Raw genomic sequence first — 12,485 nt, forward strand, 5'->3', positions numbered from 1 at the left:
TAGTTCGTTCTTTAATCTTGAAAGTCTAGTATATAAAAAATACCTGCAGTTAGCACACTCTTTTTCAAGTGTCCTAACTACAGGTACCATATTAATAGTTAAGATTCAGTACCCCTTTGTTGAAATATTTTTTTACACATAACTAAAAGAATAATAAGCCAATTAAAGAAAGGAATAGAGAGATTCCGAGAATTACCCCAGCAACTTTCATATGTCTTTTACGCCCCATTACAACAATTGCAACATATTCACGAACCATTGCATTGGGCCAATAATAAAAAGCTGTTTTTGAGCCGATACCTTGGCTATTCAGACCAGCTTGTCTAGCGTATAGACCAGCTCGGAAAAGATGGAAATTATTCGTTGTAAAGATGCTGTTATATGTATCACCTGGTTTTAAAGTATCCATCATTTGTTTCGAAAATAACATATTTTGATAGGTGTTTACAGAACGATTTTCTTGCACTGTATGCTCAATAGGAATTCCTTTTTCAACAGCGTATTTTTGCATCGCTTCCGCTTCAGGCAGATTTTCATCGGAACCTTGTCCTCCTGAGAAAATAATTGTTGGTGGTGTGGTAACCGCTGCTTGTTTGTGATAAAAATCAATGGCTTTATTAATTCTACTTGCAAGAAGTGGTGGTACTTTATCGTTAATTAAACCACTGCCTAGCACGATGATAAAATCTTGGTTATACTTTGGTTTATTAAACTGATAGAGGAAATATGCAGTTAGAAAGTTTGATAAATGAATTAAGAAATAAAAAATTATAAGCGATACGCCACCAAAAATAGGTTGAAATATATTAGATAACAAACTGGATGGGCTAATAATAGGCATGACTATTAATAATAAAATAATGATAGCTGCAATTAAAGTTAAGGAGTTTGCTAAGCGTCTTCCTTCTCTTTTCATTAAAATTCTTGCATTAAGAAATAGTCCAAACATTAAAGCTACTATTCCAAAAGGTATAATGAAGAACAGTGCTATTAAAGGAATAATAACTAAAAGCTTTATATTATTGTTTTCAGATGCTAAAGAAGCAATCGTACAAAATAAAAGAAATGAACAGAAGAAAATATTAAATAAAAATCCATTTATTATCTTTCTGGGATCTTTCAAATAAGAATACAGAAAAATAAAAAATAGGATAAGTGGAATAATTCCAAAATACATCAAAACCCTACACCTCGACTATATATTATTGATCATTCTATTTTACATAAAATACCTACTAAAGAAAATACTAAGTATCAAGCATTGTTTTTCTATTAAGCTCCTATATACAAGCATAGATTTTTGAAATTACATCCTTTTTACTTAATCCTTACTTAAACCTTAAAAATATTGTTAATTAAACAAGAAAACTTTTGCCTCACCACCAAAAGTTGTGGGTCGACATTTGTTAAAACGTATGCAAGTTATCTTCATTCAGTAGAAGACTCCTTCCTCTAAAGGTAGTGAGATGAATGCAAAAGTGGTTCCCTTTCAGTGGGTGTCCAAACACATACTGAAATAGAGGAACTCAGTCTAAGAACGCAACATCTTGTGGTAATTTATCTGTGCGACAGCAACAAATGTTTTCTGTGCGAAAGCGCAGCGACAGCAACAAATGTTATCTGTAGCAAAAGCAAAGCGACAGCAACAAATGTTTTCTGTAGCGAAAGCGCAGCGACAGCAACAAATGTTTTCTGTGCGAAAGCGCAGCGACAGCAACAATTATGCCGAGGCGAAATCAACCACACGCTATGGTGATGAGCTGAATTTTTGTAAGGAGGGAACTATAATGATAATTATGGAAACGGAAAGGTTGAAATTACGAGAATTTAATGATGATGATATTACTGCCCTATACTCAATTTTTTCAGATGCTGAAACAATGAAATACTATCCAGCTCCATTTACTTTACTGCAAACTAAAAATTGGATTGAAAAAAATAAACAAAGATATCGAGAAGATGGTTATGGTTTATGGGCTGTATATTTAAAGGAATCAAATGAATTAATTGGAGATTGTGGCCTCGTTAAACAAATAGTTGATGGAAAAGCTGAAGTTGAAGTGGGCTACCATATCAATAAAAAATATTGGTCGAAAGGATATGCAACTGAAGCAGCTAAAAGTTGTGTAGAATATGGATTTACACATCTAGGACAAGAAAAATTAATAAGTATTATTGATCCTAAAAATGAAGCATCAATTCGTGTGGCTGAAAAAAATGGTTTTATGAAGGAAAAGGAGTCGTTTATTTTTAGTAAAATGCATCATATATATTCAGTACAAAAGAATACGTTGTAATTGTAAAAATAATGAAGATTAAGCGATTACAATTACAACTTTATGATATTGTACATAAGAATTTCGGTTAATTTTTACACTTAATTTCATTTTTATCAAGATTTATTTAAAATTGATAGGAAGTTTCTAACTATTTTTCTTTTCAAATTGTGAGAAGGAAATTTGGTTATCCTATGAAAGATTCTTTTTTAAATAGTAGTGTTCATAATCCCTTCCGACATTGTCCAATGTACCGTAGATTTGGTATCCGTGATTTTGATAAAAATCTAATGCTTGAAAACTTAGTGTATCTACTTTTATAAAATCGCATTTGTTATTTAAAGCAATTTGTTCGATTTCTAATAACAATTTAGATCCATGGCCAAATCCACGAATATCCTCGTCGATCATAAGTGTATGTATCTCTAACCAATTCCAGCAAATTTCCCCCAATATGCCACCACGGATTTGATCATTTTCATCTGAAAGGAAGAGGTTGATTTCTTGATATCTGCCTCTTAAATCTTTTGGAAAATGTTTTAAATTGTATTCGTAAAGCTTATTATTAATTAAAGATTTTTTACGTTCACTTTGCTCTTGTGAGATTTTGTATTGCATAAATTTTTTTCCCTCCTATTTTATAATGTGAAATTTCGTTTCCAAATCATATGATGGCTGTTGTTATTCCAATAATGTTCCAGTGAAAAGTTTGGATTCCTCAACTTTTTCCGCCAAAAAGTTTGTGCCTGATTGTATCCACTATCTAAACAAAAACCTATCACATTTCTACTCTCAAGCGTGATGAATATTTTTTGAAGTAACAAAGATCCTATTCCACAATTTTGATAGTTGGGGTGAATAAAAACTGTCCCAATCTCAGGGAAGTTTGTTATATCTTCTTTTACTGTTTTTTGAATTAATTCATTCGCTACTCCATATTCGATTGTACCAATAATTTTCTTAGTTTCCTCCTCAACTGCTAACCAGAAAAATCGCCGCTCTCCTTGGCTTCCCAAATCCCATTAAAAATATTTTTTTCGTTTCCAATTCGTCTGTTTGGTCATTGTAGAGCCCTGCAAGACCTTCTTTTGCAAAAGTATCGGCAATCAAAATCAGAAAAAACTCATGCAATTCTCCAGTATCTTTAGGTTTGGGACGCCTTATGTTAATTCGTAAATTATAAAATAAAAAAGTTAAGCGTATTTAGCAATTAAATAAATAACCAGGTACTTAAGACCTGGTCATTTTAAATCATTCATTTATTTTTTCATTCTCTGGTTCTAAATGAATAAGAATATTGGCTTTATGAAAGATGCTATTAATCTTTTCTTCAATACGATCACATAAATCATGAACTGTTTCAATGCTTTTATTTGAAGTAACGACTAAATGGAAATCGATATATTCTTCCGCACCAGAACGTCTAGTTCGAAAATCGTGATACTCGATGTATTCATCTTTAAATGATTCAATAATTTGAATAATTTGTTCTTCCTCTTCCTTTGATAATCGTGCATCCAATAATGGAGGAAATGCTTCTTTCATCAGTTTGAAAGCTTCCGTCATTATATAACATGCTAATATAATACCGATGATCGGGTCTAAAATATACCAGCCAGTTAAATGAACAATCAATAAACTCAAGGCAACACCCAATGATGTATAGACATCCGTAAGTAAATGCAGTGCATTTGATTTCATGGCAACAGAGTTGATATTCTTTGCGGTTCTATAAACAATCCTTGATACAACAAAATTAATCAAGGCGCCAAATAACATGACCAGTATTCCTAGAATTGGAAGTTTGATGGGTGTGGGAGTAATAATTTTATGAATACATTCATAAATAATCCAAATCCCAGCAACAAAAATTAATAGTGTTTCAATCGTTCCAGAAATATTTTCAACTTTTCCGTGTCCGTATGGATGCTCTTCATCAGCTGGTTTACCGGAGATTCGTACGGAGAGAAAGGCAATAAAAGAAGCAAGTAAGTCTAACAAAGAATGGATTGCCTCCGATAAAATTGCAACTGATCCAGTGAACAATCCAACGATAATTTTTAATATAACAACAGTAAAATTACTTATAACTGATAAAAATGCAATCTTTGATGAATGCACCTTAAATCACCTCCTGATAAATATAGACTTATGATACCAAGTAAACTTTGAGTGGGTCTATAGCAACGTTTTTTCCTAATTTCTATTAAATAACTAGTGTGAAAAAAAGTTGTATAAAGGAAAAATGCTTACCCATCTTAAATAAAAATTTTATACAACCCAAAAATAGCATTGAGAGCACTAGCTACATTCTTCATAAAGCAAGAGAAGAATAATGATAATATTATGTGTAGATGCGATAAGGTTAATTTCTACTTAAGAAATTAAAGTGTTGATTTATTCCTAAAGAATACCTAGGATTTGAAGTGTTTTCTAATTGTACATATTTTGCCGTGAAATCTAGCTAATAGTTAATAAAAAAGAAAAGGAATTGCTATCCATTTTCTACACTCGATATAATAAAATAGGCTCATCACTATAAGTAAGGGATGATATTAGTTAAAACGTATGTCATATATATAGGCTGATCTTCGTTCCGTCTGGGCGACTCCTCAGGGAATAGCGTCACAGATGAGACACTGGAGCGCAACGAAGCGGCCCCAAGTAAGCGCCCAGTCGTAACGGAAATGAACCACACTTTTTGGTAATGGGCTATAAAATAAAGATATCTTATTTGGTAAGTAAAGAGGTGGATGGTAAAGTGGATTATCTTCAAATTACAAGGACCAATATCGAACAGGAGCATATATGTTGTGCACTCGGTGCGAAGCAATATGAGCAAGCGGTTAAGCAAAAGAAAGAATGGCTAATGAACCGTATGGATGAGGGGTTAGTTTTTTATCGTTTAAATGATCGGGCAAAGGTGTTTATAGAATATTTACCTGCACATCAAGCTTGGGTTCCTATTGATGCACCGAATTATATGTATATTAATTGCCTATGGGTTTCAGGTAAATACAAAAATCAAAATCATGCTAGACAATTGTTTGAAAAGTGTAAGGAAGATGCACTAGCGCAAGGTATGGATGGCATCGTCCATATAGTAAGCCAGAAAAAGCTTCCATTTCTAAGTGATAAGCGTTTTTTTGAACATTTGGGATTTAAAGTTGTAGATCAAGCAGCGCCTTATTTTCAGCTAGTTGTCTATAAATTTAACGAGTGTGCTGATCATGATCCTTCCTTTAAACTACAGGTGAAAAATCCGTTATCTAATAACAATGGTATTGTGATATACTTCACTGCCCAATGTCCATTTGCAGTAGGTGTTATAGATGATTTGAAAAATATAGCAGAGAAAAGGGGCATTCCTTTTCGTACATATCAACTAATGACGAAAGATGAAGCTCAGAATGCACCTATCATATGGACTACCTTTGGACTGTTTTACAATGGTCAGTTTATTACACATGAAATTATGAGTGCAAACAAGTTCGAAAAATTATTAAATACATTATAAGTAGAGAATTTATCTCCTTTTCATGAATTTTAAAATAAGAGCAAATAAACAAATACCTAGTAAAGAACCTAGAGTAAACGACCAAGAAAAATAATCGAAAAAGATGTATGCGATTAATAGTGCTAGCATATAGCCAAGAGTAGTGCCCAACAATTGTTTTTTTATATTCAACGTACTCACTCCCTTCTGTGTGAAATCTTAAGAAGTTAATCTTCTTTATTTGGCTCATTACCAAAAGTTGCGGATGACATTTGTTAAAACGTATGCCATATATATAGGTTAGCTGGATTGGACGCTGGGCGCAGCTAGGAAAGCACCCAGTTGGAACGGAAATCAACCACACGTCATGGTGGTTAGCCCTTTATTTATATTTTATAGAAATATTAGGTAAATATCCACAGGAATCAGGATAAAAGGAAGGTGGCCATCAGTTTTGAAAATTAGCAAACAGTATGCAGAACATTATATATGGGGAGATCAATGTGATGGTTGGCATTTAGTGAAGAATAATGATCAATTACGCCAAGGCGAAATTGATTTGTGATGTGATGGTGCACCCTGATTATCAACGACAGGGGGTTGGCACATTAGTTATGAAGACTTTGTTAGAGTATTGTCAAAAAGAAAATATAAAATGGATACAGCTTTCATATGCAAAGAGCAAACAACCTTTCTATCAAAAACTTGGATTTATAGAACGTAATCCCGATGCTCCAAGAATGATATTATTTTATGAATAGTTGAAAAAATATTATTAATCATAAAGGAGTTAAAGTTGTTTGAAAGCAAAAAGCATTAAATTATATGAATTTGGAATCCCTCGGGAGGTTTTGAAGTTTGAAAATAAAACGATTAAACCTCCTCAAGAACAAGAAATTCTTGTTCGAATGCTGGCACGACCTATTAATCCTTCTGATTTAATACCAATATGGGGGAAGTATGCTCATCGAATTTCTTTACCAACTATCCCTGGCTATGAAGGAGTAGGAATTGTAAAGGATGTAGGTCCGTGTGTTTCTCAAAATCTTATCGGAAAGCGTGTTTTACCTTTACGCGGAGAAGGAACTTGGCAGGAAATTGTAAAAACAAGCGCAGAATACGCAGTACCTATTCCCGATTCCATTGATGATTTTACCGCAGCTCAAATGTATATCAACCCAATGACAGCTTGGGTGACTTGTACTGACATATTACAATTGCAGCCAAATGATGTTTTAGTAGTGAATGCTTGCGGGTCCGCAATTGGCCACATATTTGCTCAACTAGCAAAATTGTTAGGTTTTCAGTTAATCGCAGTCACGAGAAATAATAGACATACTGACGATTTAATTCAGCTTGGTGCTTCCTATGTAATTGATACTTCAGTAGCACCACTCTATGAGACAGTGATGGAACTAACAAATGGCAGTGGGGCTGATGCCGCTATTGATTCTATTGGGGGGACAGCAGGAAATGATCTTGCTTTCTGCCTGAAATCTGGAGGGTATTTTTTAGCTATTGGCCTTTTATCAGGTGTGCAAGTGAATTGGCAAAGAATCGTTAAAGAGGCAAATGTAAAGGCAAATATGTTCCATTTACGTCATTGGAACAAGCAAGTCTCGATAGAAAGATGGCAAGGTACATTTCATCACTTAATCAATCTAGTGAATAGTGGTAAATTAAAAATGATGGCAGTGGATTCTCATTATGATTTGTTAGACATTAAAAATGCGATAACGGCAGTTGAATCGACTAAAACCTCTAAAGGAAAGATTTTTTTAACTTCTTTCAGCGGAAGTCTCCCACCTCTATAGGTGGTGAGTTGAATGCGGAGCCTCTGGCGGATGTCACGGAATCGGAAAGGAGTTCACATAGGATGTTAGCCTAAAATCATCGCATTCATGCGATTACGGCTAACTGACCTGCATCACGCAGGCCTAAGCACAAAGCCGGTTCCAGACGCAATTATGCCGAGGCATAATTGATCAAGTTATTAATATGAACGAAGGGTAATTTATTTTACCCTTCGTTTTTTATATTGTGTCTATGCTACTGTTCTACTCTTCAATCCAACCTCTCTAGCGCTTGTTTTCAAAATAAATCTGTTGATAAATATCTTAAACCAGTATCGGTTAGGATAACGACAATTCGTTTTCCTTTGTTCTATGGACGTTTTGCAAGAGCTGTGGCGGAAAAATGATATCGCAACAATACCTGCAGCCACATATGCTTGTGCAGTTTCCACCTCTAGTACTTCAACAATTATTTTTAAATGAACATTCTAAGGTACACAAGCCTTGTTCGCTTCTCAGAGAAATTCTTGCACTATCTTTGATTAACTATCTTTTTTTAATCCAAATGAACTAAAAAAGATTCTAAAGTAATCTTTAAAGTGCATTAATATATGTTTATTTGGAGGAATTTACTTTAAATTTGCTAATTAATGATATTTTGGAATAATATTTGTTAAAATGTAACTCTTGTATATAAGTTGATTAGAGTGGAAACTGGATGACTACTTGAGATTAGCGTTAAAAATGAGTTATTAATTTAGCTTGATGTTGTTTGGGAGATGAAAGTATGAAAGAGACAATTTCTTCAGTTTGTATAACAGCTGAAACAAAAATTAACATGATGAAGCAAAAGCCTGCTAATTATTTATTGTTAGCTATTTTTGGCGGACTTTTTATCGGATTTGGAATTTTGCTCATCACTACTATAGGAGGCTTATTAAGTCCAGCTGGGGTACCGAGTATGAAAATCGTACAAGGCTTATCATTTGGTGTGGCACTTAGTATGGTCATGATGGCTGGGGCCAATTTATTTACCGGTGATAATCTAGTTTTAACGGTTAGTACACTATCAAAAAAATCATCACCATTAGAGATGTTAGGTATTTGGACGTTTAGTTACATAGGAAACTTCTTTGGTTCGCTTTTAGCAGCCGCATTATTTTTTTACTCGGGGCTAGCAGGTGGAGATATAGCAGCTTATATTGAAAAACTTGCTACAGCTAAGATGAGTGGTAGCTTCGTTGAACTTTTATGTCGAGGTATTTTATGTAATTTGCTTGTATGCTTGGCCGTATGGTGTACCTATAAATTAAAAACAGAGACAGGAAAATTAGTGATGATTTTCTGCTGTATTTTCCCTTTTGTTACAATTGGATTTGAGCATTGTATCGCAAATATGACATTGTTTTCCCTTGCTCTCTTAATACCTCATGGTGAACTTGTATCGTTTGCTGGAGCTATTTCTAATTTATTACCTGTAACACTAGGTAATATTATTGGGGGAGCGGTTATTGGTTTTGTCTATTGGGTAAATGGCAGAGAGTAATAAATCACGGGTATTGCTATTCCAGACAGTATCATTTCCTTGGTTGGAAGTAAAATACTACGTGCTGCGACGGCAATTTGAGAAGTGATTGTTGTGAAGCCTCTTTACATATACAGGAGATTTAACTTCTTTCAGCAGTATTTTATGTAACGTAAGTGAAGCGGTAGTTATAAATGTTTTATGTACCGAAAGCGTAGCGACAGGTACAGAAGTCTCCCATCACTATAGGTGGTGAGATGAATGAGGATTTAACCTACTTTTCAGCGGGTGTCCATACACCCGCTGAAATACAGGAACTCGGTCTAGAACGCCACGTCCTGTGGCAACGACTGAGTGACCAATATCACGTTGGCCCGAAGCCGATTACGGACGTAATTATGCCGAGGCATAATTGATTCATTCTTTATTACGAATGGTTAAAGGTTTTCTTTCAATTTTCGTTCTTATTCATTTTGTAATCAGAATAAAAGAAGATAAGGGAAAGCACAAGAAGAATTAGTGGAAGAAAGAAGAAGCCAGCATCATATTTAACTAAATTTTCCATTTTTAACCCAAATAAATAAATGAATAAAGTAAAAGAAAAACAAAAAGCAATCGTTCCGGCTATGGTTTTCAATTAATGACCTCCTTTCTATTCTCTCCAACATTAACTGGCATTAAGGCTCCCACCTTATATTTCTTAGCCTTCTTCAAAACAGTACCCCTATAACCCGATTTTTTATATGCTAAGGCAATTATACGTTAGAGCGTGAATTATTAACATTGAGTAGTATAATAATATACCAATTGTCCCAGTTACTGATAGAGAGTGAAATTCGTATGTAAATTGAATCATTCGATTTTTTTAATAAAGAATAAAAAATTTACTCATCATCAAAAGTTGTCGATGACTCGGGAAAGTGCCCAGTAGGAACGAAAATCAACCCCTCGATATGCTGATGGGCCAAAAAATTTTCACTTTGGTATTTTTTAAAACTTGATAAATGAATTATGATTAAGGTAGTTTTATGTATTTGTAAGATGAGAGTATGAAAGAGACAATTTTTTCAGTTTGTATAACAGCCGAAACAAAAATTAAAATGATGAAGAATAGACCTAATAATTATTTATTGCAAGCTATTTTTGGAGGACTCTTTATTGGATTCGGAATATTGCTCATGTTACTATTGGCGGCTTATTAGATCCAGCTGGGGCACCAAGTATGAAGGTCGTACAAGGCTTAGCATTTGGTGTTGCACTAAGTATGGTCATATGCTGGCAGATGCAAATTTATTTACAAGTGCTAATTTAGTTTTAATGGTTAGTACATTATCAAAAAAATCATCGCCATTATAAGCTATTGGTATTTGAACATTTAGTTACATAGGGAATTTCTTTGATTCTCTGCTAGGAGCTGTATTATTTTTTACTTGGGGCTTGCAGTCGGAGACACAGCTACCTACATAGTGGCTACCGCTGTTGAAGTTAGTTCATTTACTTTAGGACAATTAGTAAAAAGTTATATGCTATGGTAGTTTGTAATAATTAATTCATTTAGATAATGGATTGCCAAAAATAATAATGTTTCGTGGGGAGTGGAGATTGTGAAAAACATTGAAAAATTGAAACATGCGATACAAAAATTAAGTGAAGCAGATGCAAAATCCATGCTTTTCTTTTCATTAATCAATGAGCAATCTGCTGAAAATATTAAACGATTTATTTTAAAACAAGTAGAGGATCACACAAAATTCAAAAATGTACAAACTGTACATATTGTATTTGGTCATTCTCCTGGCGGAAGCTTAAGAGCGGCATTCCGAGAGACGGACTATGAAATAACAGAAGATATTATTATTTTACCAAGTGATTTTTCTGTTGGTCCATTGATGGAATTACATAAAGAGTCTGGAATTATGGCACGTTTAATGTGGTTACAAGAGCGATATAGTATAGATAATGATGAGCTAAAAGTTTATCAGCAAGATATGATAGATGCTTTTGAAAAAATATATAATATCCCTCCTCATCAGGATATTATCATTTGGACTTGCCAAAATGCTCATGAACAGACAGGACTACGTATCGTTTTGGCATTGCTAAAAAATAAGTTAAATAGCGTGTTTGTACTAGACACTTTTAAAATATTTCACGAAATGTATACATTCCCACAATTAGCAGAAGAAAATTATCCTAGGTCATCAGGAGAAATAAAATCAGAGGATTTACTCCTGTTTTATGAACATTACGAGTCACGCCCTTTAAAAAAAGAGCAAAGGCAAGCATTATGTGAGGAAGGATTAGGAATGCTTTATGATGATTACAATATAATCCGTTCGTGGGAGCATCATGAACTATGGAACAATATGACAGAAGATCGTGATGATGCTTTTATAATTAGTTGTGCCAAACGTTTGCATGAGGAAGATGATGAGGTTAAATATTATAAAGCAGCAAGATTAATAGGGGAAGTACTTGGGCATATGGAACAATATAGAGGCGATGAATGGATTGAATATCGTCTACGCACTTTAGTTAAGCAAGGTTTCTTTACATATAAAGGAGATTTAAAAGCGATGCGACTATATGAAGTAAAATTAACGGATGAGTACTTGACAAATCCCATCTCTTAATACTTTGACTTTAAGATAATTCATAGATAGAATGACAGGTAGAGTTGCTTATGTAACTCTACTTATTTTATATCGATGTGAATAATGCTGTGAAATTAATAGATTATGTAATGAATATATAAGTGAGGAGGAAGTCAAAAATGGAACAAGAAGTAAACCAACATACGATTCTTCAAGCAATTTTAGAGCTTTCGAAGCAGATGCAAGACATGAAATCAGATCTTCAGCAACAAATCGAAGCGGTTGATGTTAAAATCGAAGCGGTAGAAAAGAGATTAGAAGAGAAAATCGAAGCGGTAGAAAAGAGATTAGAAGAGAAAATCGAAGCGGTAGAAAAGGGATTAGAAGAGAAAATCGAAGCGGTAGAAAAGGGATTAGAAGAGAAAATCGAAGCGGTAGAAAAGAGATTAGAAGAGAAAATCGAAGCGGTAGAAAAGAGATTAGAAGAAAAATTCGAAGTAGTAGAAAAGAGATTAGACAAAGTTGAACAGAATTTAAGTCGAAAAATAGATCTTGTAGATGCAAAATTTGATATAATATCACTGGATGTAATAACGACAAAGGCCGAAGTATCTATGCTTAAACAAGTAAAATAATTTAAATTAACATACCGTACCTCTTAAGGTTACGGTATTTTTTTATCTTCATTCAGTAATTGTTTTTTGTAGCGAAAGCGAAGCGACAGCAACAACACGGTTTTGTCTGTGCGAAAGCGAAGCGACAGCAACAACATGGTTTTGTCTGTGCGAAAGCGAAGCGACA

13 protein-coding genes and 1 pseudogene are annotated in these 12,485 nt (G+C 34.1%); 8 read left to right on the forward strand and 6 right to left on the reverse strand.

Annotated features, from left to right (window positions below; all coding sequences use genetic code 11):
• Positions 1–142: 142 nt before the first annotated feature.
• Positions 143–1,177 carry a YdcF family protein gene (locus tag ACQKMV_RS23420; protein WP_427506830.1) on the reverse strand — a complete coding sequence of 345 codons (1,035 nt, stop codon included), beginning with the start codon at positions 1,175–1,177 and terminating at the stop codon, positions 143–145.
• A 610-nt stretch (positions 1,178–1,787) separates the two neighbouring features.
• Between ACQKMV_RS23420 and ACQKMV_RS23425 the strand changes: the two genes are divergently transcribed.
• On the forward strand, positions 1,788–2,297 hold the full coding sequence (locus ACQKMV_RS23425; protein ID WP_427506831.1) for a GNAT family N-acetyltransferase: 510 nt from the start codon (positions 1,788–1,790) through the stop codon (positions 2,295–2,297).
• A 171-nt stretch (positions 2,298–2,468) separates the two neighbouring features.
• On the opposite strand, the gene ACQKMV_RS23430 is transcribed toward ACQKMV_RS23425, so the two are convergent.
• The 3 genes from ACQKMV_RS23430 to ACQKMV_RS23440 form a co-directional block, all read right to left on the reverse strand.
• A complete protein-coding gene (locus ACQKMV_RS23430) occupies positions 2,469–2,894 on the reverse strand; it encodes a GNAT family N-acetyltransferase (RefSeq protein WP_427506833.1) in 426 nt (141 codons plus the stop codon).
• Positions 2,895–2,914: 20 nt separating this feature from the next.
• On the reverse strand, positions 2,915–3,292 hold the full coding sequence (locus tag ACQKMV_RS23435) for a GNAT family N-acetyltransferase (protein WP_427506835.1): 378 nt from the start codon (positions 3,290–3,292) through the stop codon (positions 2,915–2,917).
• Positions 3,293–3,527: 235 nt separating this feature from the next.
• On the reverse strand, positions 3,528–4,397 hold the full coding sequence (locus tag ACQKMV_RS23440) for a cation diffusion facilitator family transporter (protein WP_427423274.1): 870 nt from the start codon (positions 4,395–4,397) through the stop codon (positions 3,528–3,530).
• 640 nt (positions 4,398–5,037) lie between these two features.
• Between ACQKMV_RS23440 and ACQKMV_RS23445 the strand changes: the two genes are divergently transcribed.
• Positions 5,038–5,793, forward strand: a complete 756-nt coding sequence (locus ACQKMV_RS23445; RefSeq protein WP_427506837.1) for a GNAT family N-acetyltransferase — start codon at positions 5,038–5,040, stop codon at positions 5,791–5,793.
• A gap of 9 nt (positions 5,794–5,802) precedes the next feature.
• Here the strand turns inward: ACQKMV_RS23445 and ACQKMV_RS23450 are convergent, their stop codons facing one another.
• On the reverse strand, positions 5,803–5,964 hold the full coding sequence (locus ACQKMV_RS23450) for a hypothetical protein (protein ID WP_427506839.1): 162 nt from the start codon (positions 5,962–5,964) through the stop codon (positions 5,803–5,805).
• Between the two features lie 262 nt (positions 5,965–6,226).
• Here ACQKMV_RS23450 and ACQKMV_RS23455 point away from each other — a divergent pair.
• The 4 genes and pseudogenes from ACQKMV_RS23455 to ACQKMV_RS23470 all read left to right on the forward strand — a co-directional run.
• Positions 6,227–6,307, forward strand: a pseudogene (locus tag ACQKMV_RS23455) (cupin domain-containing protein); the annotation flags it as partial.
• On the forward strand, positions 6,303–6,533 hold the full coding sequence (locus tag ACQKMV_RS23460; RefSeq protein WP_427506841.1) for a GNAT family N-acetyltransferase: 231 nt from the start codon (positions 6,303–6,305) through the stop codon (positions 6,531–6,533). The pseudogene ACQKMV_RS23455 and the gene ACQKMV_RS23460, both read left to right, overlap by 5 nt.
• Before the next feature lie 39 nt (positions 6,534–6,572).
• Positions 6,573–7,586: a zinc-dependent alcohol dehydrogenase family protein gene (locus ACQKMV_RS23465; protein WP_427506842.1), complete on the forward strand. Its 1,014-nt coding sequence runs from the start codon at positions 6,573–6,575 to the stop codon at positions 7,584–7,586.
• A 766-nt stretch (positions 7,587–8,352) separates the two neighbouring features.
• The gene (locus tag ACQKMV_RS23470; RefSeq protein ID WP_427506843.1) at positions 8,353–9,111 is read left to right on the forward strand and encodes a formate/nitrite transporter family protein; all 759 of its coding nucleotides are present in this window, start codon (positions 8,353–8,355) and stop codon (positions 9,109–9,111) included.
• 430 nt (positions 9,112–9,541) lie between these two features.
• Here the strand turns inward: ACQKMV_RS23470 and ACQKMV_RS23475 are convergent, their stop codons facing one another.
• Positions 9,542–9,727 carry a hypothetical protein gene (locus ACQKMV_RS23475; RefSeq protein ID WP_427506844.1) on the reverse strand — a complete coding sequence of 62 codons (186 nt, stop codon included), beginning with the start codon at positions 9,725–9,727 and terminating at the stop codon, positions 9,542–9,544.
• A 967-nt stretch (positions 9,728–10,694) separates the two neighbouring features.
• Here ACQKMV_RS23475 and ACQKMV_RS23480 point away from each other — a divergent pair.
• Positions 10,695–11,723 (forward strand): DUF1835 domain-containing protein, encoded by a 1,029-nt coding sequence (locus ACQKMV_RS23480; RefSeq protein ID WP_427506845.1) that lies wholly within the window; start codon positions 10,695–10,697, stop codon positions 11,721–11,723.
• 140 nt (positions 11,724–11,863) lie between these two features.
• Positions 11,864–12,319 (forward strand): hypothetical protein, encoded by a 456-nt coding sequence (locus ACQKMV_RS23485; protein WP_427506846.1) that lies wholly within the window; start codon positions 11,864–11,866, stop codon positions 12,317–12,319.
• The last annotated feature ends 166 nt before the right edge of the window (positions 12,320–12,485 follow it).

It is taken from the genome of Lysinibacillus sp. NPDC094403, assembly GCF_050278745.1.
Classification (GTDB): Bacteria; Bacillota; Bacilli; order Bacillales_A; family Planococcaceae; genus Lysinibacillus.

Bases quoted from the DNA above. Each gene is read 5' to 3' on its own strand.
- ACQKMV_RS23420 (WP_427506830.1), bottom strand. From the start codon at position 1,177: ATGTATTTTGGAATTATTCCACTTATCCTATTTTTTATTTTTCTGTAT.
- ACQKMV_RS23425 (WP_427506831.1), top strand. From the start codon at position 1,788: ATGATAATTATGGAAACGGAAAGGTTGAAATTACGAGAATTTAATGAT.
- ACQKMV_RS23430 (WP_427506833.1), bottom strand. From the start codon at position 2,894: ATGCAATACAAAATCTCACAAGAGCAAAGTGAACGTAAAAAATCTTTA.
- ACQKMV_RS23460 (WP_427506841.1), top strand. From the start codon at position 6,303: ATGATCAATTACGCCAAGGCGAAATTGATTTGTGATGTGATGGTGCAC.
- ACQKMV_RS23470 (WP_427506843.1), top strand. From the start codon at position 8,353: ATGAAAGAGACAATTTCTTCAGTTTGTATAACAGCTGAAACAAAAATT.
- ACQKMV_RS23485 (WP_427506846.1), top strand. From the start codon at position 11,864: ATGGAACAAGAAGTAAACCAACATACGATTCTTCAAGCAATTTTAGAG.